Origin of the sequence: Aeromonas sp. 600886, from assembly GCF_049174935.1 — a bacterium.
Lineage (GTDB): Bacteria > Pseudomonadota > Gammaproteobacteria > Enterobacterales > Aeromonadaceae > Aeromonas > Aeromonas veronii_A.
Map to the genome: position 1 here is coordinate 1 of NZ_JAAKUB010000017.1, position 24,059 is coordinate 24,059.

Annotated in this window: 17 protein-coding genes; 14 read left to right on the top strand and 3 right to left on the bottom strand. The window is 61.5% G+C overall.

Annotation, left to right across the window (positions count from 1 at the left end; genetic code table 11):
- The first annotated feature begins 199 nt into the window (after nt 1-199).
- Entirely contained in the window at nt 200-709 is a 510-nt protein-coding gene (locus G5179_RS13645) for a VC2046/SO_2500 family protein (protein ID WP_421258549.1), read from the top strand.
- 111 nt (nt 710-820) lie between these two features.
- Here G5179_RS13645 and hpf read toward each other — a convergent pair whose 3' ends face one another.
- Nucleotides 821-1,159, bottom strand: a complete 339-nt coding sequence (hpf, locus tag G5179_RS13650; protein WP_005334257.1) for a ribosome hibernation-promoting factor, HPF/YfiA family — start codon at nt 1,157-1,159, stop codon at nt 821-823.
- Between the two features lie 368 nt (nt 1,160-1,527).
- Between hpf and G5179_RS13655 the strand changes: the two genes are divergently transcribed.
- From G5179_RS13655 to G5179_RS13665, 3 genes are all read left to right on the top strand, one after another.
- Nucleotides 1,528-4,032: a putative bifunctional diguanylate cyclase/phosphodiesterase gene (locus G5179_RS13655; RefSeq protein ID WP_421258550.1), complete on the top strand. Its 2,505-nt coding sequence runs from the start codon at nt 1,528-1,530 to the stop codon at nt 4,030-4,032.
- Between the two features lie 99 nt (nt 4,033-4,131).
- Nucleotides 4,132-6,033 carry a transglycosylase SLT domain-containing protein gene (locus G5179_RS13660; protein WP_040066126.1) on the top strand — a complete coding sequence of 634 codons (1,902 nt, stop codon included), beginning with the start codon at nt 4,132-4,134 and terminating at the stop codon, nt 6,031-6,033.
- Between the two features lie 177 nt (nt 6,034-6,210).
- A complete protein-coding gene (locus G5179_RS13665) occupies nt 6,211-7,209 on the top strand; it encodes a LacI family DNA-binding transcriptional regulator (RefSeq protein ID WP_069527099.1) in 999 nt (332 codons plus the stop codon).
- Between the two features lie 77 nt (nt 7,210-7,286).
- Here the strand turns inward: G5179_RS13665 and G5179_RS13670 are convergent, their stop codons facing one another.
- Together G5179_RS13670 and G5179_RS13675 are read right to left on the bottom strand one after the other, a co-directional pair.
- Nucleotides 7,287-8,351, bottom strand: a complete 1,065-nt coding sequence (locus tag G5179_RS13670) for a 3-deoxy-7-phosphoheptulonate synthase (protein WP_421173099.1) — start codon at nt 8,349-8,351, stop codon at nt 7,287-7,289.
- Between the two features lie 126 nt (nt 8,352-8,477).
- Nucleotides 8,478-10,430 (bottom strand): TonB-dependent receptor domain-containing protein, encoded by a 1,953-nt coding sequence (locus G5179_RS13675; protein ID WP_421173098.1) that lies wholly within the window; start codon nt 10,428-10,430, stop codon nt 8,478-8,480.
- Between the two features lie 266 nt (nt 10,431-10,696).
- Between G5179_RS13675 and G5179_RS13680 the strand changes: the two genes are divergently transcribed.
- The 10 genes from G5179_RS13680 (at nt 10,697) to G5179_RS13725 (ending at nt 24,019) form a co-directional block, all read left to right on the top strand.
- Nucleotides 10,697-11,845, top strand: coding sequence for an isochorismate synthase (locus G5179_RS13680; protein ID WP_236293803.1), 1,149 nt, complete (start codon nt 10,697-10,699; stop codon nt 11,843-11,845).
- Nucleotides 11,842-13,494 (top strand): (2,3-dihydroxybenzoyl)adenylate synthase, encoded by a 1,653-nt coding sequence (locus tag G5179_RS13685; protein WP_421258551.1) that lies wholly within the window; start codon nt 11,842-11,844, stop codon nt 13,492-13,494. The genes G5179_RS13680 and G5179_RS13685 overlap by 4 nt, the downstream gene beginning before the upstream one ends.
- Nucleotides 13,491-14,423: an isochorismatase family protein gene (locus G5179_RS13690; protein WP_204379577.1), complete on the top strand. Its 933-nt coding sequence runs from the start codon at nt 13,491-13,493 to the stop codon at nt 14,421-14,423. The genes G5179_RS13685 and G5179_RS13690 overlap by 4 nt, the downstream gene beginning before the upstream one ends.
- Nucleotides 14,420-15,187, top strand: coding sequence for a 2,3-dihydro-2,3-dihydroxybenzoate dehydrogenase (dhbA, locus tag G5179_RS13695; RefSeq protein ID WP_317113709.1), 768 nt, complete (start codon nt 14,420-14,422; stop codon nt 15,185-15,187). Before G5179_RS13690 ends, dhbA begins: the two co-directional genes overlap by 4 nt.
- Before the next feature lie 125 nt (nt 15,188-15,312).
- Entirely contained in the window at nt 15,313-19,302 is a 3,990-nt protein-coding gene (locus G5179_RS13700) for an amino acid adenylation domain-containing protein (RefSeq protein ID WP_421258552.1), read from the top strand.
- Nucleotides 19,299-20,168, top strand: a complete 870-nt coding sequence (locus G5179_RS13705) for a hypothetical protein (RefSeq protein WP_421258553.1) — start codon at nt 19,299-19,301, stop codon at nt 20,166-20,168. Before G5179_RS13700 ends, G5179_RS13705 begins: the two co-directional genes overlap by 4 nt.
- 268 nt (nt 20,169-20,436) lie before the next feature.
- Nucleotides 20,437-21,525: a pyruvate dehydrogenase (acetyl-transferring) E1 component subunit alpha gene (gene pdhA, locus G5179_RS13710; protein ID WP_203116217.1), complete on the top strand. Its 1,089-nt coding sequence runs from the start codon at nt 20,437-20,439 to the stop codon at nt 21,523-21,525.
- Nucleotides 21,518-22,504, top strand: a complete 987-nt coding sequence (locus G5179_RS13715) for an alpha-ketoacid dehydrogenase subunit beta (protein ID WP_021231077.1) — start codon at nt 21,518-21,520, stop codon at nt 22,502-22,504. The genes pdhA and G5179_RS13715 overlap by 8 nt, the downstream gene beginning before the upstream one ends.
- Entirely contained in the window at nt 22,501-23,601 is a 1,101-nt protein-coding gene (locus G5179_RS13720; protein WP_421258554.1) for a dihydrolipoamide acetyltransferase family protein, read from the top strand. The genes G5179_RS13715 and G5179_RS13720 overlap by 4 nt, the downstream gene beginning before the upstream one ends.
- A gap of 208 nt (nt 23,602-23,809) precedes the next feature.
- Entirely contained in the window at nt 23,810-24,019 is a 210-nt protein-coding gene (locus tag G5179_RS13725; protein ID WP_005302803.1) for a cold-shock protein, read from the top strand.
- Nucleotides 24,020-24,059 lie beyond the last annotated feature (40 nt).

The window sequence follows — 24,059 nt, forward strand, 5'->3', positions numbered from 1 at the left end:
AGAAGGATTCGAACCTTCGAAGGCAGAGCCGTCAGATTTACAGTCTGATCCCTTTGGCCGCTCGGGAACCCCTCCACAAGTGCGAGGCGCATACTAACAGATCTTCCGGTTTTGTGAACCCCCAAGCAGGATTTTTCCATTAAAAGAATTGGATTTGTGGCCGATAACCAGTGAAATCGCCATTTTCGAGAGTTATCTCATGCTGCCCAGTTCAATCCGTAATCACCTGCTCGTCGATGAGGGCCAGTTGGGGCAGCGCCTCAACCGTGACCTGCAGCATGGGGATCGGGCGGATTTCCGGTTGCATCTGGCCCTGCTGACCGACGCGGTGGAGGAGCAGCCCTGGTTTGATGCCAAACCGGCGGCGACTTCCCAGAGCCGTGACTGGCGTATGCACTTTGACCTGAGACCGGCAGAGGTGCTGGTGGCTGAAGGAGCTGGGAGTGACTGCAGTGCCATCAATGAGCGGTTGCAAAAGGGGGGAAGCATGGTGGATGTGCGGCTCTGGCTGGCGCTGCAAACGCCGCCGCTGGCGGTCAAGCAATCCTTGCTGGATGAGGCTGTCTACGACAACCTGTCACCGCTGGCGCGGGAGCGGTTGCAAGGAAAGCTGGCCGATGTGCCGAGGCAGGAGGATCCGCTGGTATTGCTGCCGATCCTCGATCGTTTGCAAGAGGGGGTGGATACCCGGTTGCACTGGCTCAGTTGATGGCGCCTGTTCACTGGTGTAACGCGATGCTTGTCGGAAAATCACAGGCAACAAAAAGGCGGGTAACCCCGCCTTTATGCTCTTTGGAATTTTTAGCCTTGCGGCATGCTATCAAGCGTCAGCTTCATCCGGTTGCGGCTGTTCTTTGAGCGCGGCATTGGCGCGACGGGCAATCGGCTTTTCGGTGTGACGGTTGAGTTGGCGCTCCAGTTTTTGCCCCAGTTCGTTGATGGCGGCGTAGAGATCCTCATGCTCTGCCTGGGCAAACAGTTTGCCGTTGGGGATGCCAGCACTGGCTTCGACAGTGAACATCAGACGCTCTTTGGAAACAATCACATGGGGTGTGATGAGAGGCACCTGAAGACGTTCGAGCTTTTCAAAACGGGATTCGATGCGCTCGCGGATAGCCGGGGTGATGTCGATGATTTTGCTGGTAATTTCGATTTTCATATTGGCCCCCTTCGGGTCGTCTTGCTTGTGTCTTCACCTTCAGATTACTCATTGGTAAAGATTGAAATGTGATCCATGTCACATAACATTCCCTTGGCTATTCAGCAACTTATAAATTGTGATCTTTTCCGGTTTCGTGCCAAAAACAGCTTGAGCTCCATGAAACTGGCAGGCAGTATGACGGGAATAGGATCGTTTCTGTCCCTTCTTGGCAGCACTTCGTGTCGACCTCATGTCCGGTTTCCACTGCTTGATATCGCATGTTTGTACTCTTCCCTCGCAACCTCTGATCTCATGAGCGGATGCAGGGGGCGTTGCTATGCCTGATTGGACATCAAACGTGGTTGGTTGTTGTGTTGGAGTGGTAAATGAAGCAGCAGGCCACGCAAGTCATGTGGGTTTTCGATCGGCAACATGATCAGTGGAGTCTCTCTGATCAGGAGGCCTACCAGCAGTGGCAAGGGGAGGGCAATCATCCCTGGGCCGCTCGCCTGTTACCGGAAGATGAGGCAGGCTTTGCCGACTTTCTTGTCCGGCTTCATGAATCACATCTGCCTGAGCAGTTCATCGGTCATCTGAAAGATGATCAGGGGCAGCTCAACCATGTGCTCTGGAGCGGCCAGTTTGTGCCCACCCAGCAGATCTGCTGTGGCTGGCTGGCCCCTCTTGATACCGCCAACAGTGCGGTCTCCTCCCTCAATCTCTCTTTGCCGTTGCTGCAAACCACCCTGCTCACCCAGTTGGCGCAGGCGCTCTCTGCCCGCACCGGGCTCGATTTCTTCAATACCCTGGTCAGCCAGTTGGCCCATATCCTCAAGGTGGATGCGGTCTGGGTGGGTGAGTTGTGCGGTGCCGACCGGGTCAAAGTGCTGGCCGCCGACGGGCTGGCGCAGAAGGATTATCCGCTGGCGGGATCCCCCTGTCAGGAGCTCTACAAGCAAGGGGCCATCTGTTTCGAGGTGATCGACCAGTCGCAGGAGTATCAACCCTGGCTGGCGGCCGGGCAGACTTACTACGGTCAGCCGCTGTTTGATGCCAGAGGCCAACTTCTGGGCCATCTGGCGCTGCTCTATTCGGCTCCGGCAGATACCAGCAACCTCACCTCGGTACTCAATACCTTTTCGGTACGGATGGTGGCCGAGCTGGAGCGCCTGCAATCAGATGCCCAGATGCGCCTCTCTGCCGTTGCATTCGAGACCCACGAAGGGATCATCATCACGGATCCGGGGTTCAAGATCCTGCGGGTCAACAACGCCTTCAGCCAGATCACCGGCTTTGACAGCCAGTCGGTGCTGGGCCTGCATCTGGAAGAGGATCTCTGGCCAAATCTGGGTGGGCTCGGTTACGAGCTCAATACCCTCAGCCGCTGGCAGGGGGAGACCCAGCGTCGCCATGTCGATGGTCACACCTATCCCCAGTGGGAGATAGTGACGCCGGTGCAGGACGAGAAGGGGGTGATCAGCCACTTTGTCATCTGCTTCGAGGATATCTCCGAGCGCAAGGCGGCCGAGCGACGCATTCAGGATCTCGCCTATTACGACGAGCTGACCGGATTGCCCAATCGCCGTCAGCTCCACGAGACTCTGGTGCAGACCTTCAACGAGGCGACCCGCGATGGCTTGATTGGCGCCCTGCTCTTTATCGATCTCGATCACTTCAAGACCATCAACGACTCCCTCGGCCACGCCACCGGTGACTGGCTGCTCAAGGAGGTCGCCGCCCGTCTCAAACGGTTGGTGCGACAGGGGGATTGTCTGGCCCGCCTCGGTGGTGACGAGTTTGTTCTGTTGCTGCCATCGCTCTCGGCCAGCCCGCCCCAGGCTGAGATGCAGGCCGATATCATTGCCGAACGGCTTATCACCGAGATTGCCGCTCCTTATACCTATGTGGGGCAAGTGCTGCACATCGGCGCCAGCGTTGGTATTACCCTGTTTCCGGATCGGGAGCAGGGGGTCGATGATCTGCTCAAGCAGGCAGATACCGCCATGTATCAGGCCAAGTCCGCTGGCCGCAAGACCCGTCGCTTCTTCGATGCCTCGATGCAGCAGCAGGCGGATCGCCGTCTGCTCATTCACAACGAATTGCGTAACGCCCTCAGCCAGCAAGAGCTGACCCTCTACTATCAGCCCCAGCATATGGTCGATGGCGGCGATATCATCGGTGTCGAGGCGCTCATTCGCTGGCAGCCGGCCGGTCGCTCGCTGGTCTCACCGGCCGAGTTTATTCCCATCGCCGAGGAGACGGACCTGATTGTCGATATCGGCAACTGGGTGTTGCACGAGGCGTGCGCCCAGTATGTGCTGTGGGAGGAGAACGGCATCCACATTCCGCAGATCTCGGTCAACGTCAGTGCCAAGCAGTTCCATGCCACCGACTTTGTCGAGCGGATCCACGATGTGCTGGCGCAAACCGGCATGGATCCGGCCTGCCTCAATCTGGAGATCACCGAGTCCGTGGTGCTGGGTCATGCCGAGGACACCATCAGCAAGATGACCGAGCTCAAGGAGCTCGGCATCAGCTTTGCCATCGACGATTTTGGCGCCGGTTACTCCTCTCTGAGCTACCTCAAGCGGCTGCCTGCCGATGAGCTCAAGATCGACCGCTCCTTCATCCAGGACATCCCGAAAGATGGCGACAACATGGCCATCGTCGAGGCGGTGATCGCCATGGCGCGCCATATGGGCTTTAACGTCACGGCGGAAGGGGTGGAATCCCGTCAGCAACTGGAGTTTCTCAAGGCGCAGGGGTGCAGTTTTTATCAGGGCTATCTCGCCTCCAAGCCGCTGCCGGTGCCCTATCTGGAGAAATATGTACAGCGGCTGACCAGACCGGAGCAACTGCGTGAAATGCAGCTGAGCGAGGCAGAAAAATAGTCCCTGCTCCCCGCTGTAGCGCTGCCCGGCAACGGGTAGAATGAGAGGCAGTAGACCCACCGCCACCGGGCGGTGTATTGCCCTCAATGGAGATGTTCAGTGAAAGCTGTATGGGGAATTGTTTTGTCGGCGCTGTTTGTGCCGACCCTGATGGCGCAGACTGCCGACCAGACGCTCTACCGTCAGGCGTATGACGCCGTACGGGCCAATGATCAGGCCCGTTTCCAGCAAATTCGTGCCCGTTTGACCCATTACCCCCTGCTCCCTTACCTCGATTACTATCAGCTCGCCTTTCGTCCGGGGGCGGCGGATTACAACGATGTGACCCGCTTTATCCGCCAGCATGGAGATACCCCCCAGTCCAACAGGCTGGAGCGCAGTTATCTGACCTATCTGGCCCAGAGCCAGCAGTGGTCGCAGTTCCTGCGCTTCTATCCGGCCAAGCCGAGCTCCACCGATCTGCTCTGCATGCACTATCAGGCGCTCTATTACACCGGCAAGCCGAAAGAGGCGTTGCAGGGGGCGGGCAAGATCTGGATGAGCGGCCAATCGCGCCCCGATGCCTGCTCACCGCTGTTCCAGCTGTGGCAGGCATCCGGTCAGCGAACCCAGGAGAAGATCTGGCAGCGGATGACGCTGGCGTTCGAGGCGGAAAACCCCAATCTGATCCGCCACCTTGGCGCGACCCTGGGTAGCGGCTTGCAGAGCTATGGCGATCAGATGGTGACCCTGTTCGAGCAGCCAGCCAAGGCGATGAACCCGGCCTATTTCAGCAGCAATCCCTATTCCCGCAAGCTGCTCTCCCTCGGTTTGACCCGCTATGCTAATCAGGAGCCGGAGTCGGTGCTGCGCCAGCTTGCGCTGTTTCGCAGCCGTTTCGGCCTGACCCAGGCCGAGGTGAAACCGGTAGAGCGTGCCATTGCCCGCCGCCTGCTGCTGGATCGCTCCATTGCCCAGCGCAGCTGGGTCGACAGCACGGTGAAAAAGCTGGCGGATCCCGACATCACCGAGCTTCGGGCGCGACTGGCCATCTGGGAGCAGGATTGGCGTGGCCTCTCCGGCTGGGTGAAGATGATGCCGATGGCCCGTCAGAAAGAGGATCGCTGGCGCTACTGGATGGCGCGCTCCCTTGAGGTGCAGGGGCAGCAAAAACCGGCGCGGGATCTCTATCTGGAGACTGCCAACCTGCGCGGTTTCTACGGTTTCATGGCCGCCCAGCGCACCGGGGTGCCTTATCGCATCAAGAACCAGAGCGTCAAGCATGTACCGGACTGGCGCACGGCCAGTCAGCGCTGGCCCTTCCTGTTGCGGGTACGCGAGCTGCTGTCGATGAACGAGATTGCGGCGGCCCGCTCGGAGTGGATCCACAACATGGATCGCAATCCGGTGGCCCAGCGCATCGAGTTTGGTCATATCGCCCTCAATCAGGGCTGGCACGAGTTGGCCATTCTCGCCAGCATTCGCGCCGAAGCGTGGGATGCCCTGGACCTGCGCTTCCCGCTGCCGCTCAAGCGCACCTTCTCCCAGATGGCGCAAGAGCGCACCATGAACACCAGCCTGCTCTATGCCATCTCCCGTCAGGAGAGTGCCCTCTATCCGCTGGCCCAGTCGCCGGTGGGGGCGCGCGGTCTGATGCAGTTGATGCCTGCTACTGCCAAAGAGACTGCCGGCAAGCTGGGGGTGCCCTATCGCAACGAGCAGCAACTGTTTGATCCGACGATGAATATTCGTCTGGGGAGCGCCTATCTCAAGCGCTTGCTGGATGTCTATGACGGCAACCGGATCCTGGCGGCGGCCGCCTACAACGCCGGGCCGGGACGGGTAAAACGCTGGCGAGAGCAGAGTGACAACAAGCCGATGGACGTGTGGGTCGAGAGTATTCCCTACAAGGAGACCCGCAACTACGTGCAAAACGTGTTGTCGTTCGATCTCATTTATCAGCACAAGCTGCAGCAGCCGCTGCGCTTCATGTCAGAGCGGGAGCTCAATCACGCCTATTGAGTCGGGGGCCGCCAGCCGGCCCCTGTTTTCAAATTTCCCTGCTGCCGGGTATCATCGGGTAAGGTTTTGTTACCAAAGGAAACATGCCTGGTGACCTGGCTCCGGGAATTGCATCAGGCCGCAGGGTATACTCGGGCGTCGGCACCGACAGGTTCCCCCACAATAAAGGAATGGATAGTGGCAACGATTAAAGACGTTTCTCAGCTGGCAAATGTGTCTATCTCCACCGTGTCGCGTGTTATCAACAACACGGCACAGGTAGCACCGGAAAAGCGTGAGGCCGTACTGGCGGCCATGAAGGAACTGAATTTTCGACCCAACAGTTTTGCCCAGGCACTGGTCAGCAAGCGTTCCAACTGCATTGGCGTGCTGGTTGGCGACCTCTGCGGCGGCCCCTTCTTTGCCCAGATGATGCGTGGCATCGAAACCATGGTCGATCAGGCCAACAAGTTCACCATCGTCATGTCTGGCAACCACGATATCGCGCGCGAGCGTCACGCCATTCAGGCGCTGCTGCAGCGCCAGTGCGATGCGCTGATCCTCCACAGCAAGGCGCTCCCGGACGAGGAGCTGAGCGAGCTGGCGGCAGGCTCTACCCCCATCGTGTTTATCAACCGTCAGGTGCCGGGCTTTGAGGATCGCTGCGTCTGGCTCGATAACCAGGCGGGGATCACCACCGCGTGCCAGCACTTGCTGGATGCCGGTCATCGTAACATCGCCTTTATCACCTCCGATGATGAAGAGTTTGTCGATGGTCAGCAGCGGATGGCCGGTTACACCCAGACCCTGGCCAGAGCCGGGATCGCCTTTGATCCTGCTCTCGTCAGCCGCGCCTATGCCGACGAAAATGGCGGCTATGTGGCGATGAGCGAACTGCTGGCGCGCGGTGTCGAGTTCACCGCCGTGCTCGGTTTCAATGACGGCATGGTGGCCGGCGCCATCTCTTGCCTGCTGGAGCGGGGTTACAAGATCCCGCAGCAGGTCTCGGTGGTGGGGTTCGACGATATCCCCTACGCCCGCTACATCTATCCCAAGCTCACCACGGTGCGCTACCCCATCGAGGAGATGGGCAGCCGCGCTGCCGAGCTGGCGCTGCGTCTGCTCGATCACAAGCCGGTGGACGGCCTGGCGCTCAAATTTGAAGCCCAGCTGGTTGAGCGTGAGTCAGTCGCCTGACGAGCGTCAGATAGTGAACAACAGTGTGGCCCCATTGGGGCCACACTCTTTTCTGCGTTATCTGAATAATCCGCTATTTATCCCGCCAGGGCGACCCGCTGCTGACGGCGCGCCTCCACCCCTTCTGCCACCATATCGAGCAGTTGCCTTGTCTGTTCCCAGCCGATGCAGCTATCGGTGATCGACTGGCCGTAGCGCAGCGGTTTGCTGCCAATCTCCTGACGCCCTTCGCAAATAAAACTTTCCACCATGATGGCGGCGATGGCATGGCTACCAGCACCCAGCTGGTCGGCAATGTCACGGGCAACCAGCAGCTGGTGGGCATGTTGTTTCTGGCTGTTGCCGTGGCTGCAATCGATCATCAGCTGGGGTGAGAGATGCTGCTGGCGCAGCAAGTCGCCAGCCTCTGCCACATGACAGCTCTGATAGTTGGGCTGGCGGCCACCGCGCAGGATCAGGTGGCAGTCGGGGTTGCCATGGCTGCGCACCAGTGCCAGCTGGCCATCACCGGAAGGCTGGGTATAGAGGTGGGCCGCCCGGCTGGCGAGGATCGCCTCGACTGCGATCCGGATATTGCCATCGGTGCCGTTTTTAAAACCGATGGGGCAGGGAAGGGCCGAGGCCAGCTGGCGGTGGAGCTGGGATTCGGTGGTGCGGGCACCGATGGCGCCCCAGCTGATGAGATCCCCCAGATAGAGCATGCTGGTGAGATCGAGAAATTCGGTGGCACAGGCGAGCCCTTCCTGTCCAAGTGCCAACAGTAACTCCCGGGCCTGGGTTAGTCCCTTTTCCAGTTGATCGCTGCCATCGAGGTCGGGATCGAAGATAAATCCTTTCCAGCCGAGCGTCGTGCGCGGCTTTTCGAAATAGGTGCGCATCACCAGTTGCAGCTGCTCCCCGTATTGGCCCTGCAGTTCAGCGAGCCGGCCACCATAGTCGCGGGCGGCTGCCGGATCGTGAATGGAGCAGGGGCCGATCACCAGCAGCAGGCGATCATCCTCTCCCTGCAGAATATGGCAGGCTTGCTGGCGGCTGCGAGCGATCTGGCGAGCGAGCCGTGCCGGACAGGGTCTTGCCTTTAACATCTCGTCAGGGGTGGGCAGGGTGGCAAGGGGTGAAGCATTCAGAAGTGAGGTGAACATGAGCGATCCTGATGACAAATGGAAATCTGCATGCTCTTTGCTGTCCAGTGGGGATCTTCCCCTTATTCTCTTGGTTAACAGAGCGCGGGCATGGGCCCGCGCTCTGTTATATCGGCCTTGGCTACCTTAGAAGCGGGCTGAGCCGCTGACGTAGTAGCTGCGACCCGGTTCGACGTTCTGGAAGACGGTGTCTTTCTCTTGCAGGCGCACGTCGGTCAGGTTGTTGATCCCCAGTCGCAGGTCAAAGTTCTCGGTGACCTTGAAGCCGGTGCCGAGATCGAAGGTCTGATAGCTGGGCAGCTTGTGCAGTACGACAACCTTGTTGACGGTCTGCTCGGCAAACTGGGTGCCTGTGTAGGTGGTGCCGACAAAGGCATTTACCCGCTCGGTGGCCTGCCAGGTGATCTTGGCATTGGCCTTGTGCTCAGGCCGCTCGGGCAGTGCCTGACCCTGATCGCCTTCAGCCTTGAGGTAGGTGTAGTTGGCGCCGAGGTTGATATCGTCGGTCAGATCGAGCTTGCCGGTCAGTTCCAGCCCCTTGGTGGTGGCTTTCTCCAGGTTGTACCAGGTGCGGTCAGTGGAGTTCGGCAACTGCTTGAAGGTGAGCATGTCGTCGATGTCGGAGTAGAACAGGGTGGCGCTGGTCTCCCAGATCCCTTCTCCTGCGATGACTCCCAGCTCGTAGTTGGTGCTGGTTTCCGGCTTGACCTTGTCGCTGCCATAGATGCGGCAGCTGCCGCCGCAGCTCTCGATGCTGTAGCCGTTGGAGTACTGGTGTGGTGCCGGAGCCTTGAAGGCCTGGCTGACCCCGCCCTTGACGGTCACCACATCGTTCATCTCATAGACCAGATAGCCGCGCGGGGTGAAGTGGCTGCCGTAGATCTCGTGGTGATCGTAACGGCCGCCCAGCGTGAAGGTCAGGCTGTCGGTCAGGCCGATCTCGTCCTGAGCGAACAGCGCCTCCTGGGAGTGACTCTCCTTGCCGCCGATATCCTTGTAGCTCACCGCATCCACCAGCTCCCGATCCAGATATTCACCACCCAGGGTCAGGTAGTGGTTGGCCAGCGCCAGGTTGGTATAGCCCTTGAGGGTCAAGGTGTTCTCTTCCAGCTCCCGCTGCTGTGGGGCAGAGTAGCTGGTGTTGAAGTCGTCGATCTGGGAGGTCTCGTAGTTGGCCATGACGGTGGTGTCACCCCAGCTCCAGTTCCCCTTGTGGGTCAGACCAAACAGGTTGCGATCGTTTTGCTGCTGGCGGCTGTGCACCTTGTTGCCGGTTTTGCGGAAGATATCGAGAGGCCGCTCATCCTGGTTGTAGAGGTAATCCAGTTCGAAGCGCTGCTGCTCATCCACCAGCCAGCTGAGGGTAGAGGCGAAGTTGCGGGTCTGTTTGGCTTCGATAAGGGGGATGTCGTCAGCAGCTTCGGTGGGGGTCCAGGCTTGACGGTCATAAACCTCGCCGTTCATCTGGATCAGCAGGTTGTCGGTCAGCGGGCCGGTAAAGCCCAGGTTGGTTCTGTGCTGATCGCCGCCATCCTTGCCTTCGATGGCCTTGAAGTCGGCATCGGCCGCCCCTTGCCAGGTTTTGCCCGGCTGTTTGGTGATGATGTTGATGACACCACCGATGGCATCGGAGCCGTAAAGTGCCGACATGGGGCCACGGATCACCTCGACCCGCTGGATCATGCCAAGGGGCACGGGAGTGTTGTCGAAGTTGCCGCCGCGCCACAGGGCATTGGAGGAGGAGAGGCGTTTGCCATCCACCAGCACTAGGGTGTACTTGCCGGACATGCCGCGAATGCCGATATCGCTGCGGCCATTGGTGTCGGTCTCGGCCTGGATGCCTACTTCGTGGCGCAGCAGGTCGGCAAGGTCATTGACCGGTGCGGCCTTGATCTGCTCGGCACTGATAACCGAGATGGAGGCGGGGGCCGAGCGGGTATTGTGCGCCGTGGTGGTGACGGTGATCACCTCATCGGCTTGAGGGGTGTTGCTGGCGGCGATGGCTTGCTGGGTCAGCAGAGTGACGATGGTGGTGGCCAGCAGGCTGGGAGCAATAAAACGGGAGGTTGAGGATTTCATTATTTACATCTTCCATAATATTCAAATGATAAGCGTTATCATTATCAAGTTGAATTTGCTCCGATCGCAACTCTTTTTTATCGGCGAAGCTCAGTTTCGTTCGTCACCCTCTTTTGACTAAAAAGAAGTTAATGAAATTGATTCTCATTTGTATTGATCGCTTTGTCGCTCCTTGTTAGGATGCCGTTCACCCTGATATCTGGTGAGTCAAATGACTCACATTAAGTCGTATCAGGCAGTGATTCATTCCAAGGAGTAGCACCGTCATGTGTGACCATGCACTGGAAGGAGAGTGGCCCGCAGCAACTGCCGGGCTGGATAAAGTGTGCTGTTTTGCCAGCGGTGACAGGGTGCTGGTCGCTTCCGGTATCCACGACAGTTTTACCGGCATCCCACCGGAGAAGCTGCTCGCCCATCTGCGTCAGTTGCGCCAGCAGGGGATGGCCAATCCCATCGCCATCGGCGCCATCCCGTTTGATACCCAATCCCCCTGGCATCTGGTGATCCCGGCGCAATCACAGTGGGTCAAACGGGATGCGTTGTTACCCGCCCGCTGTTGCCAGCTCCATGGCGAGGTGAGCGAAGTGACCGGCTCTGCCCACTATCAGGGGGCGGTACGGGCAGCGTTGCAGCAGTTCAGCGAGGGGCAACTCGAGAAGGTGGTACTGTCGCGCGCCATTGATGTGAAGAGCGCAGAGCAGACCTCCCCCGCACACGCCTATGGCTCTCTGTTGGCCCAGAATCCGGGCGCCTATGTGTTCCAGATCCCGCTGCCGGAGGGGGAGACCCTGCTTGGCGCCAGCCCCGAGCTGCTGATATCGCGCAGCGAGATGGCGGTGGTGAGCAATCCGCTGGCGGGTTCCCGTCCGCGCCACGCTTTTCCTGATCAACCGGCGGCCAGTGCCGAACTGCTGGGTGCCCAGAAGGATCGCTATGAACATGCGCTGGTGGCCGATGCGGTCGCTGAGGCCCTCGCTCCCTTCTGCCGCGAGCTGGACGTCCCCATTGAGCCTCAGGTGATCGCCACTCCTACCATGTGGCACCTCTCGACCCGCATTGCTGGGCGGCTCCATGAACCCTCTCCCGTGCTGGCTCTGGCGCTGGCGCTGCACCCGACACCGGCGGTATGCGGCACGCCGCTCTCGGCAGCACGTCAGGCCATCGCCCGGCTCGAGGGGTACGATCGCCGCTTCTACTGTGGCGCCGTCGGTTGGATGGATGCCGATGGCAATGGTGAGTGGGTGGTCACCATCCGCTGTGGTGTGCTGGCTGGCCGGCAACTGCGGCTCTATGCCGGCGCCGGGGTGGTGGTGGGCTCTTCGCCGGAAGCGGAGTGGCAGGAGACCGCCGCCAAGCTTGGCACCATGCTGCGGGCGTTTGGCCTCGAGAGCCGGGAGCCGGAGGTAACCGCATGAAGCCGTTGGTGCCCTTTACCCCCTGGCCCGCCGAGCTGGCTGCCCACTACCGGGCACAAGGGTGGTGGCGCGGACAACCGCTCACCGCCCTGCTCGATGAATCTGCCGAACGGTATCCCGAGCGCACGGCCCTGATCTGCGGCGAGCGAACCCTCAGTTATGGCCAGTTAAAGCGTGAGGTTGATGCGCTGGCGGCGCGGCTGGCGGCGCGCGGGCTGGGCCACGGCGATACAGCGCTGGTGCAGTTGCCCAACTGCGCCGAGTTCTATATCTGCTGGTTTGCCCTGATCCGCTGCGGCGTAGTGGCGGTGCATGCCCTCTACAGCCATCAGCGGCGTGAGCTGGTGGCCTTTGCCCGCCAGATTGAGCCCGCCTTGCTGGTACTCAGCCCCTCCCATCCCGGCTTTGCCGGTGAAGCGGGGAGCCTCGCGGCCCTTGATGAGCTGGTATCTCCTTCCTGCCAGACACAGCTGTTCGAGCAGGCTGAAGGGGGTGATCTTCAGTCTGGATTTGCATGGCGTCGGCCTGAATTGATGGCTAGTACTGATGGTTCTGTGCAGGTGGCTGCTGCGCCAACACCTGCACCGACTCCGGCCGATCAGGTCGCCTTTTTCCAGCTCTCCGGCGGCAGCACCGGCACCCCCAAACTGATCCCCCGTACCCATGATGATTATGGCTACAGCGTGCGCCAGAGCGTGGCGGTGTGTGGTTGGGATGAGCGGGTGATCTATCTCTGCGCCCTGCCGGCGCCCCACAACTTTCCCCTGAGCTCCCCCGGCGCACTCGGAGTGTTTTATGCCGGTGGCTGCGTGGTGCTGGCAAAGGATCCCTCTGCTGCAACCTGTCTGCCGCTGGTGCAGCGCCATCAGGTCAACTGGGCGGCACTGGTGCCACCGGCTCTGGCGCTCTGGCTGGAGGCAGCCAGCCACTATCCGCAGACCTCCCTGGAGTGTGTGCAGGTGGGAGGGGCGCGCCTCAGCCCGGCTCATGCCGATACGGTGGCGAGCAGCCTTGGCTGCCGCTTGCAGCAGGTGTTCGGCATGGCCGAGGGGCTGGTCAACTACACCCGCATCGAGGATGACCAGTGGCACATCGTCAATACCCAGGGCCGTCCAATGAGCCCGGGTGACGAGGTGGAGGTGCGAGGCAGCGACGGGCGCCCCTTGCCCGATGGCGAGTGCGGCGAGCTCTGGACGCGTGGCCCCTACACCTTTCGCGGCTACTTCAAGGCTGATGCCCACAATCAGCGTGCCTTCGACCGGGACGGTTTCTACTGCACCGGCGATCTGGTCTGCCGCTTGCCCGGTGGCCATCTGATGGTGGTGGGACGCAACAAGGATCAGATCAACCGGGGCGGAGAGAAGATCGACGCCCTCGAGATTGAAGAGCTGTTGCTGACCCACCCGGAGGTGCGGCAGGCAGCGCTGGTCGCCATGCCTGATCCCATGCTCGGGGAGCGCAGCTGCGCCTTTTTGATGTGCCGCGAGCCCCTCAATTTGCCCCGCTTGCGCCGTTTCCTGCGCGAGCAGGGGGTGGCCGATTACAAACTGCCCGATCGCCTGGTGCTGGTGGAGCAACTGCCCCACACCCCGGTCGGCAAGATAGACAAACAGACGCTGCGCGAGCAGCTCGCCAAGGAGTGTGCATGACCATTCAATCCCTCGCCGCCTATCCGCTGCCTACCGCCGAGGAGCTGCCCACCGGGCGGGTGAACTGGCCCTTCGAACCGGGCCGCGCAGCCTTGCTGGTCCACGATATGCAGCACTATTTCGTCGACTTCTACGGGCCGGACAATCCGCTGATCAATCAGGTCATCGACCATATCGCCACCCTGATCCGTCAGGCGCGAGCTCTTGGCATGCCGGTGGTCTATACCGCCCAGCCCGCCGAGCAGAGTCAGGCCGATCGGGCGCTGCTCAACGACATGTGGGGGCCCGGGTTGACCCAGGCGCCGGAGCGCCAACCAATCGTTCCGGCGCTGGCACCCGAGCCGCAGGATACGGTGCTGACCAAGTGGCGCTACAGCGCTTTTTGCCGTTCACCGCTGGCCGAGCTGATGGCCGAATGGGGGCGGGATCAGCTGGTGATCTGCGGCATCTACGGCCATATCGGGGTGATGCAGACGGCGGTCGATGCCTTTATGCGCGATATTCGCCCCTTCCTGGTGGCTGATGCCATCGCCGACTTTTCCCGCGAAGATCATCTGCTGGCGCTCTCCTACGTCAGCCGCAATGCAGGTCGGGTGATTACCGTGGCCGAGGTGATGGCGGCCAGCAAACGCCCCCTGACTCGGGAGTCGCTGCGTGCTCAGGTGTTGGCGCGGCTACCCGCCGAGATGCAGCATGAGCAGCCCACCGAGGATGACAACCTGCTCGACTATGGTCTCGATTCGCTGGCTGTGATGGGGCTGGTGGAGGAGTGGCGCCAGCAGGGAGTGGTGGTGGAGCTGGCCGAGCTGGCCCGCACGCCGACCCTGGCCCATTGGTGGGCGCTCCTCTCCCGTCAGCTGAATGTCAGTCAGGACACGGCTTATCAGGTCAACGAAGAGCACGTCAGCGAACCGGAGTGCACCCCATGAGCGAGTGGCAAGGCAGAACCGTCTGGGTAACCGGTGCGGCACAGGGAATTGGCCATGCGGTGGCGCGCACCTTTGCCGAGGCAGGGGCCAGCGTGGTGGCGTTCGATTTGCAACTGGTCGAGGCGCTGCCCGGCAACGTGAAGGGAGTGGTGATCGATGTCAGCGACAGCGAGGCCGTGACCCGCTGCTGCGAACAGCTGCTGGACGAAGGGCTGGGGCCCGATGTGCTGGTCAATGTCGCTGGCGTACTGGCGACCGGCAGGATCGATGAGGTGGATGACGCTCTTTTGCAGCGCACCTTCGCCATCAACACTTTCGCCCCCTTCTACCTGATGCGGGCCCTGACCCCCTGGTTTCAGAGACGGCGCAGGGGCGCCATCGTCAATGTCTCCTCCAATGCCGGTCGGGTGCCACGAGTGGGGATGGGCATCTATGGCGCCTCCAAGGCGGCGCTGACCAGCCTCACCCAAACGGCGGGGTTGGAGCTTGCTCCCTACGGCGTGCGCTGCAATCTGGTGTCGCCGGGCTCGACCCGCACCCCCATGCTGTACGGCATGTGGCAGGAGGGGGAGGCGGCGCAGCAGGAAGGAGAGCTGCGTACCATCGCGGGCCTGCCCGGGCAGTTCAAGCTGGGGATCCCTCTTGGCAAGCTCGGGACACCCGACGAGGTGGCTGCCTGCGTGCTGTTTCTCGCCTCCGATGCCGCCAGCCATATCACCCTGCAGGATCTGGTGGTCGATGGCGGTGCCACCCTGGGGGTCTAGCCCGCGCGCTGCCGATCTGGCAGGCGTGACACTCTCTTTATGGAGGAGGCCAGGCCTCCTCGCTTTTCAGCCATGCGGGCAGGAGCAAGCCGCTGCCCGCTCGATGTTTGCGCAAGGACATTCCCATGGAACAGACAATGGCGATGCGCGCCACCCACCAGCGTGGTGAGCACCCGCGCTGGCCACTTACCATCGCTCAGGCGGGCATCTGGTTTGCCCAGCAAAAATACCCGCAGAGCCCTGCCTGCAATACCGGCGAGTACTGGCTGCTGGAGGGGGCGCTGGCTCCCCATCACTTCACCCGCGCGGTGCGCCAGACCATCGACGAGATCCCCGGTCTGCACTGCGCCTTTGTGGCCACCGCCGATGGCCCGCAAATGGTGGCCAACCCCGCCTGCTGGCAGCTTGCAGAGCGGGATCTGCGCAGCGAAGCCGACCCGCTCGCGGCCGCGCAGGCCGAGATGCGTGCGCAGCTGGCCGTTCCCTTCAATCTGGCCGGGGGGCCGCTGTTTGCCACTACCCTCTATCACCTTGGCGAGGGGCGGTGGGCCTGGTTTATCGCCGTGCACCATATCGCCATCGACGGCTTTGGCCTGAGTTTGCTCTGCCAGCGGGTGGTGAGCTGGTATGAGGCGCTTTGTGCGGGCGAACAGCCTGCCCCCTGCCGTTATGCGACTCAGCAGGAGTTGTTGGCCGAGGAGGCGGCCTATCAGGATTCGCCTCGCGCCGCGCGGGATCGCGATTTCTTCGTGCAGCAGCTGGCCGGGGTGGAGAACCCCGCGTCGCTCTCCCGCCGTCCGGCGCAAGGGCCAGGTCCCACTTATCGTTTCGAACAGCGGCTGGCAGGCCGCCAGTGGCAGGCATTGGTGGCACGGGCGAGTCGCTCGGCCTGTCACCCCTACAGCTTGCTGCTGGCGGCAGTGGCCAGCTATGTGCAGCGAATGAGCGGCGCTGGCGAGGTGGTGCTGGGTATTCCGCTGATGGGGCGGCTGGGCTCAGCGGCGGCCGATACTCCCTGCATGAAGGTCAATGTGGTGCCCCTGCGCATTGAGCTGAGCGGCACCAGCCGGGTAGGAGAGTTGCTGGCACAGGTCGAGCGGCAATTTGCCGCCCTGCGCCGCCATCAGGGCTGCCGTCAGGAGTGGTTGCAACAGCGTCAGCCGGGCCAGCCGCTGTTTGGCCCTCAGGTCAATCTGATGCCCTTTGCCCGAACCCTCAGCTTTGGTGAAGGACACAACCAGGTTCGTGGCGAGGTGCAGGTGCTGGCGGCGGGGCCGGTGGAGGAGTGCGCCTTCTACTTTGCCGAGGAGGCAGGCGCGATGACCCTGACCCTCGAAGCACATCAGGGGCGCTTCAGCCAACAGGAGAGTGAACGTCATCTGGCCCGGCTGCTGGCCTATCTGGCCGCCTGGAGTGAGGCGGATGACGAGGCCGAAGCGGTGCGTTTGCCGCTACTGCTGCCCTGTGAGCAGGCTGAGCTGGCGCGCTGGAACCAGACCGACTATCCGTTGCCGACTACCACCCTGAGTGCACTGCTGGCCGAGGGGCTAGCGGCGGCAGATCAGAGCGCCATCGCGCTGGAGTGTGGCGCCGAGCGCTGGAGTGTGGCCGAGCTGCGCCAGCGAACCCGCCAGTTGGCCAGCTATCTGGCGGGAAGGGGCGTGGGCCCCGGTTGTCGGGTGGCGGTAGTGATCCCGCGCTCTCCCGAGCTTATTCTCGCCCAGCAGGCCATCATGGCGGTGGGAGCGGTCTACGTGCCCGTTGATCCGGACTACCCGGCGGAGCGGATCGGCTACATTCTCGCCAGCAGCAATCCTGCGCTGGTGCTGACCAGCCATACGCTTCAGATGTCGCTCGATGTGGCCGTACCACTTGTCTGCCTCGATGCCCCCGGTGTGGCAGAGCAGCTGGCGGCAGTAGAGTTGGCAACGACAGCACCTTGTGATCTGCCAGCCCCCGGGCCAGAAGATGCGGCCTATATCATCTACACATCCGGTTCGACCGGTCGGCCCAAAGGGGTAGTGGTGAGCCATGGCGCCATCGTCAACCGGCTGCTCTGGATGCAGCACATGTATCCCATCGGTCCGGCGGATCGGGTGCTGCAAAAGACCCCGGCCGGTTTCGATGTCTCCATCTGGGAGTTTTTTTGGCCCTTTATGACAGGGGCGCGGCTGGTGCTCGCCAAACCGGGCGGCCACAAGGATCCCGCCTATCTTGCCGAGCTGATTGAGCAGGCCGGGATCACCACCTTGCACTTTGTCCCCTCCATGCTGCAGATCTTCGTCGCACAAGCCGAGCCTGCGCGTTGCCGCGCCCTGCGCCAGGTCTTCTGCTCCGGCGAGGCGCTGCCCGCCGATCTGGTGCAACGCTGGTATGGAACATTTTCAGCCCCCCTGCACAACCTCTATGGCCCGACCGAAGCGGCGGTGGATGTCACCTGGTATCCCTGCCGAGCAGACGAGGCTGTGACCAGCGTGCCCATCGGCTATCCGGTCTGGAATACCAGCATCCACATTCTCGACCCCTGGTTGCAGCCGGTGCCCCCCGGTGTGGCGGGGGAGCTCTGGATCGGCGGCGTGCAGGTGGCGGAGGGCTACTTTGGCCAGCCCGAGCTCACCTCCGAGCGCTTTATTGCCAACCCCTTCGGGGCGGGACGGCTCTATCGCAGCGGCGATCTGGCCGCCTGGCGCGAGGATGGCGCCATCGAGTATCTGGGGCGCCTCGATTTTCAGGTGAAGATCCGTGGTCAACGCATCGAACTGGAGGAGATAGAGCAGGTGCTGATGCGCCATCCCCGGGTGGCGCAAGCGGTGGTGCTGGCCCCCGAATTTGCCCCCGGCGATCGCCGTCTGGTGGCCTACGTGGTGGCCGCAGATAGCAGAGAGTTGACGTTGGCCGAGTTGGCACCCGCCCTTGGCGCCGCGCTGCCCGACTACATGGTGCCGGGACTGTTGGTTACTCTGGCCGAGCTGCCGCTCACCCCCAATGGCAAGCTGGATCGCAAGGGGCTGCCGCTGCCCGATATGGCGTCGGCGGTGGGTCAGTCACTACCGAAAACCCTGCTGGAGGAGCGGCTCTGTCGCCTCTTCGCCGAGGTACTTGCGCTGGCGCGGGTCGGCGCCGACGATAATTTCTTTGCCCTCGGAGGCCACTCGCTGCTGGCGGCGCAGCTGGTGGTGCGCATTGAAGAGTCGACCGGACAGGCGCTCACTCTGGCCAGCCTGTTCGAAGCGCCGAGCCCCGCCCAGCTGGCGCGCCGTCTTGGCGGCGAACGGGAGGCAATGCCCATGCTGTTGCCCCTGCGGGCGCCCGGTGCGCAGGCGGGTACATCAGGCCCCACCCTCTTTTGCGTCCACCCCGCAGGGGGGCTCGGCTGGTGTTATGCGCCGCTGGTGCCCCATCTGCCGGCCGACATGGCCGTCTATGCCCTGCAGGCGCGGGCGCTCTGCCAGCCGGATGCCCCGCTGCCTGCCAGCTTCGACGAGCTGGCTCTCGACTATGTGACCGAGCTGCGTCGTCAGCAGAGTGAGGGGCCCTACTGGCTGCTCGGCTGGTCCCTCGGGGGTATGCTGGTGCACCGGATGGCCGCCATGTTGCAAGAGCAGGGACAGGAGGTGGCCATGGTGCTGCTGCTCGACGCCTACCCCTGCCAGCAGTGGCAAACCCAGCCGTTGCCCGACGAGCAGCGGATGCTCGATGCGTTGCTGCGGATGGGGGGGATTGCGGTTGCGGACGATGCGCTCGATTCCCTCACCCGCGACGAGGTGGTGGCACGGCTGGGGGCAGAGGGGAGTGCGTTGGCCATGCTCGACGAGCAGGTGGTGAGCGCCATGATTGAGCTGGTGGGCCACAACAACCGGCTGATCCGCCAGCCGGTCGACTACTGCTACCACGGGGAGGTGATCTTTATCGAGGCGTCGGCCTCCCGCCAGCCCTGGCTGGATGGACGCGGTTGGGAGCCGCTGACAGAAGGCAAAATCCGCTATGAGCGCTTCCCCTGCCTGCATCAGGAGATGGTGCATCCCGACTGGCTGGCAAAGATCGGCGCTTTTATTTGTGAGCGGGCCGATGGGGTCGGGCAACAGCCGCACATCCGGCAGGAGGGGGGCGCATGACCCCGGTTGCCGCTATCCGGGAAGCCTTGCTGGCGGGCAAGCTGGTAGGGCTGGGAGAGCCGCACTGGCACCCGGATTTTATCCGGCGCCAGCACGCCTGGCTCTGCGATCCTGCGCTCTGGGGAGTCATGACCGATCTGGTACTGGAGTGCGGCAACCGCCGCTATCAGGGGTTGCTCGATGCCTGGCTGGCGGGTGAGGAGAGCTGGCAGGGGGAGCCGCTGACGCTGGCACGGCTCTATCCGGTCTGGCTCGACTCCTGTGCTTTTCCCGCCTGGATGGCCCCCGAGTTTCCGGCCCTATTCGCGGCCCTGCGCCAGAGCAATCTGGCGCGCCCCGAACATGTGCGGCTGCGGGTGCATCTCTGCGAGCCCTTATTCGAGTGGCAGGAGATGAGCTCGGAGCGCTGGCAGCAACACAACAGGGGGCGGGATCAGGCGCTGGCCGACTATCTTCTAACACTTCCCCCGCGCGGCGTGGTGGTGCTGGCAGGGGCGCGCCATCTGCTCAAAGCCGCAGGGGATCCTCATTTTGCGCAGCCGACGCTGGGCCAGTTGCTGGAGGTGGCTCGGCCGGGCTGGCTGCATGTTCTTCACCCCTGGCCAATGGCTGATGAGAAGGGAGATGAGGAAGAAGAGCGGGTGTGCGAGCTGGTCGGGATCGCGACTGCCGACCTCTATCCCCACTGGCCGGCGTATCCGCCGCTGGAAACTCTTATCGACAGGTTGGTGCGCGTGGCTGACCGGGGACGGGAGATGCGAATTTGCCCCACCTTGCTGGCCGAGCCCTGGCGTAGCCGCTTGTTGAGTCGCGCTCACTTGCTGCCAGTTGGCATGGCCCGCCAGCTGCAACAGTGGCTGGCGTAACTGCTGGTTGGCGTAACCGCTGGCTTGAGTAACAGAAGGGGGAGCAAGGCTCCCCTTTTCAATATTTGGCATCCTGCATTCAGCGCTGCAAAGTTGCACCATTTACGGCATACGTTGCCACTCATCGCCGAAAATTCAGCTCCTTCGCTACTTTAAAGAAGTTTCTACTGGTCTTACCTGAGTAAATCTCTTTGCTTTTTATTTAACAAGGTATTTACATCTAGGTGTCACCAGCATCGGTGACGTCTACAACGGCAAGGAGCCAGTTATGACCCATGTCGACATCCCTTTCCTTCGTTACCTCGATGCGGAAGGGTGCCCGGTCGCCACCTTACCGACCTGGCTGGACAAGGCGATACTGCACACTTTCTACCGCAATATGGTGATGGTGCGCAGCTATGACAAAAAAGCGATTGCGCTGCAACGAACCGGCAAACTCGGTACTTTTCCCTCCCATCTCGGCGCAGAAGCCGTGGGGATTGGCATCGGTCTGGCCATGCAGCCGCAGGATGTCTACGTCCCCTACTATCGGGACATGCCCACCCTCTATGTGCGGGGCGTGCCGATGGAGAAGAACCTGCAATATTGGGGTGGTGACGAGCGGGGCAGTTATTTTCTCAAACCTGATGGGAGTCCCTCTGAAGATCTCCCCATCTGCGTCCCCATCGCCACCCAGATCACCCATGCCTGCGGCATTGCGTCTGCCTTCAAACTGCGTAATCAACAGCGCGTCGCCGTGGTCACCATCGGCGATGGCGGTACCTCCAAGGGGGATTTTCTGGAGGGGCTGAACTGCGCAGGGGTATGGCACCTGCCGATGGTCATCATCGTCAACAACAACCAGTGGGCGATCTCGGTGCCACGCAAGCTGCAATCGAGCGCCCCAACGCTGGCCCAAAAGGGGATTGGTGCCGGGGTGCGCAGCCTGCAGGTGGATGGCAACGATGTGGTGGCGGTTTACGATGCTGCCCGCAGTGCCGTCGAACGGGCCCGCAGCGGCAAGGGGCCGACTTTGATCGAGGCGGTCAGTTATCGCCTCGGCGATCACACCACGGCCGACGATGCCACTCGCTATCGCGATGGGGCCGAGGTCGAGGCCGCCTGGGCCAAGGAGCCGGTCAAGCGGCTGCGCCAGTTTATGCATAGCAAAGGCTGGTGGGATGAAGAGCAGGAGCAGAGCCTGCTGGCGGAGGCTACCCGAGAGGTAGAGCAGGCGGTCGCCCGTTATGAGACGATGGCGCCCCAGCCGCCGGAGGCGATGCTCGATTATCACTATGCCAGCCTGCCCGCCGAACTCATGCCCCAGCGCGAGCGAGTGATTGCCAAGGGGATGAAGCAGGAGGTTGGCCATGAGTGAGATCAGTTTGCTGGAAGCGGTCAACATGGCCCTTCACTACGAGATGGAGCATGACCCGGATGTGGTGGTGCTCGGCGAGGATGTCGGGGTCAACGGCGGGGTGTTTCGCGCCACCGTGGGCCTGCGCGACAAGTTCGGTTTCAAGCGGGTGATCGACACGCCGCTGGCCGAGGGGCTGATCGCCGGGGTGGCGGTCGGCATGGCGACCCAGGGGCTCAAGCCGGTGGCTGAGTTCCAGTTTCAAGGCTTCATCTTCCCCGGGATGGAGCAGATCATCTGTCAGGCGGCGCGGATGCGAAACCGCACCCGTGGCCGCCTCTCCTGTCCCCTCGTCTATCGCTCCCCCTATGGCGCAGGCATCCATTCGCCGGAGCATCACAGCGAGAGTGTCGAGGCGCTGTTTGCCCATATCCCTGGGCTACGGGTAGTGATCCCCTCCAGCCCGAGACGCGCCTATGGCCTGCTGCTCTCGGCCATCCGAGATCCGGATCCCGTGATGTTTTTTGAACCGGACCGCATCTATCGCTCGATGAAATCCGAGGTGGTGGATGACGGTGTCGGCCTGCCGCTGGATGTCTGCTTCACCCTGCGCCCGGGCCGGGATATCACGGTAGTGGCCTGGGGGGCCTGCATTCAGGAGGTGATGCGGGCGGCGAACCTGCTGGCCGAGCAGGATATCCAGTGCGAGGTGCTGGATCTGGCCACCATCAAGCCGCTGGATATGGAGACCATCCTCACTTCGGTGCGCAAGACCGGCCGCTTGCTGGTGGTGCATGAAGCGTGTGGCAGCTTCGGAGTCGGGGCCGAAATTGTGGCGCGGGTGACCGAGCAGGCACTCCCCAGCCTCAAGGCGCCGCCCAAACGGCTGACCGGGGTGGATGCCGCCGTTCCCTACTATCGCAACGAAGCGTATTACCTCATCACCGAGCAGGATATCGCCGATGCCGCTCACCAGCTGATGGAGAACCAGTGGCTATGAAATTTTTCAAATTACCGGATCTGGGTGAAGGGTTGGCCGAAGCCGAGATCGTCGAATGGAAGGTGAGTGCCGGTGATACCGTTGCGGTCGATCAGGTGCTCTTGTCGGTGGAAACGGCCAAGGCGCTGGTGGATGTGCCTTCTCCGGTGGCCGGGGTGATTGCCCGTCTCTGCGGCGCCGAAGGGGATATCCTCCATATCGGTGCGCCGCTGGTGGAGTTCGAGGGTGGCGAAGATGATGGCACCGTGGTGGGCAAGGTGAGCGCCCATCAGCAACATATCGAGGATCACTTCGTGGTGGGGGCCATTGCCCCGGGGGGATCGCTGGTGCAAGCGATGCCTGCCGTGCGCCTGCTGGCGCAGAAGCTGGGTCTGGAAATCGACCGGATCAAGGGAAGTGGCAGCGGCTGCATGGTGACCGAGCTGGATGTGCAGCAGGCATTCGAGGTCCAGCAAAGCAGTGGCAACGAATTCCTCAAAGGGTCACGGCGGGCCATGGCCAAGGCGATGGAGCTCTCTCATCAGACTGTGGTGCCGGTCAGCATCACCGATGAGGTGGATTTGCGTCACTGGCGCCCTGATGAGGATGTGACGGTGCGCCTTATCAAGGCCATTGGCGTGGCGTGCCGCGCCGAGCCCTCGATGAATGCCTGGTTTGATGGCGACACCCTGTCACGGCGGCTGTTCAAAGAGGTCAATGTGGCCATCGCGGTGGATTCAAAGCATGGCCTTTATGTGCCGGTGATGGAGAATGTGGCCGAGCGGGAGGGGGCGGATATCCGGCTGGGCCTGGATCGGATGATCGCCGATGTGAAGGCGCGCGCCGTGCCGCGCGAGATGTTGCAGGGGGCGACCATTACGCTCACCAACTTCGGTGCCATCGCAGGCCGCTATGCTAGCCCCATCGTCACGCCGCCGCAGGTGGCCATCATAGGGGCTGGCAAACTGTTCGAAAAAGTGGTGTTCATCCATGGTGAAGCGCGTCCCGTCAGGGCATTGCCGCTGTCGATGACATTTGACCACAGAGCCTGTACTGGCGGGGAGGCGGCTCGTTTTCTCAGAGCGCTGGTCGAAGCGTTGGAAGCAGCCACCTTATAACGGTTTGTGCCCTGTCATTGGCAGGGCACAAATTTGTTTGCGTAATCTACAAAGCCACGTATAATCCAAACCAGCTTGAAAGGGCGATAGTTATGTCAATGAATACGATGTTTCACATCTTGTCCTGTTGTTCATAAGTTAATCCCGTTTTTTGAGCTTTACCCGCTGAAAAGCATAAGTAATTATTTTGAATACAGGTTTAAAAGATATGTCTAACATGATCACCGGTACCGTTAAGTTTTTCAACGAAACCAAAGGTTTTGGCTTCATCCAGCAAGAAAACGGCCCGGACGTTTTCGTTCACTTCAGCGCCATTCAAGGTAACGGTTTCCGTACCCTGGCTGAAGGTCAGCGCGTACAGTTCTCTGTGACCCAAGGTCAGAAAGGCCCGCAGGCTGAGAACGTAACCGCTCTGTAATTCTTACAGAATTTAAGAAAGCCGTGGTACCTCTGGTGCC

What these genes read in the sequence shown, in the direction of transcription:
- G5179_RS13645 (WP_421258549.1), top strand. Translation starts at nt 200, where the DNA reads ATGCTGCCCAGTTCAATCCGTAATCACCTGCTCGTCGATGAGGGCCAG.
- hpf (WP_005334257.1), bottom strand. Translation starts at nt 1,159, where the DNA reads ATGAAAATCGAAATTACCAGCAAAATCATCGACATCACCCCGGCTATC.
- G5179_RS13655 (WP_421258550.1), top strand. Translation starts at nt 1,528, where the DNA reads ATGAAGCAGCAGGCCACGCAAGTCATGTGGGTTTTCGATCGGCAACAT.
- G5179_RS13670 (WP_421173099.1), bottom strand. Translation starts at nt 8,351, where the DNA reads ATGTTCACCTCACTTCTGAATGCTTCACCCCTTGCCACCCTGCCCACC.
- G5179_RS13675 (WP_421173098.1), bottom strand. Translation starts at nt 10,430, where the DNA reads ATGAAATCCTCAACCTCCCGTTTTATTGCTCCCAGCCTGCTGGCCACC.
- G5179_RS13680 (WP_236293803.1), top strand. Translation starts at nt 10,697, where the DNA reads ATGTGTGACCATGCACTGGAAGGAGAGTGGCCCGCAGCAACTGCCGGG.
- G5179_RS13685 (WP_421258551.1), top strand. Translation starts at nt 11,842, where the DNA reads ATGAAGCCGTTGGTGCCCTTTACCCCCTGGCCCGCCGAGCTGGCTGCC.
- G5179_RS13690 (WP_204379577.1), top strand. Translation starts at nt 13,491, where the DNA reads ATGACCATTCAATCCCTCGCCGCCTATCCGCTGCCTACCGCCGAGGAG.
- dhbA (WP_317113709.1), top strand. Translation starts at nt 14,420, where the DNA reads ATGAGCGAGTGGCAAGGCAGAACCGTCTGGGTAACCGGTGCGGCACAG.
- G5179_RS13700 (WP_421258552.1), top strand. Translation starts at nt 15,313, where the DNA reads ATGGAACAGACAATGGCGATGCGCGCCACCCACCAGCGTGGTGAGCAC.
- G5179_RS13705 (WP_421258553.1), top strand. Translation starts at nt 19,299, where the DNA reads ATGACCCCGGTTGCCGCTATCCGGGAAGCCTTGCTGGCGGGCAAGCTG.
- pdhA (WP_203116217.1), top strand. Translation starts at nt 20,437, where the DNA reads ATGACCCATGTCGACATCCCTTTCCTTCGTTACCTCGATGCGGAAGGG.
- G5179_RS13715 (WP_021231077.1), top strand. Translation starts at nt 21,518, where the DNA reads ATGAGTGAGATCAGTTTGCTGGAAGCGGTCAACATGGCCCTTCACTAC.
- G5179_RS13720 (WP_421258554.1), top strand. Translation starts at nt 22,501, where the DNA reads ATGAAATTTTTCAAATTACCGGATCTGGGTGAAGGGTTGGCCGAAGCC.
- G5179_RS13725 (WP_005302803.1), top strand. Translation starts at nt 23,810, where the DNA reads ATGTCTAACATGATCACCGGTACCGTTAAGTTTTTCAACGAAACCAAA.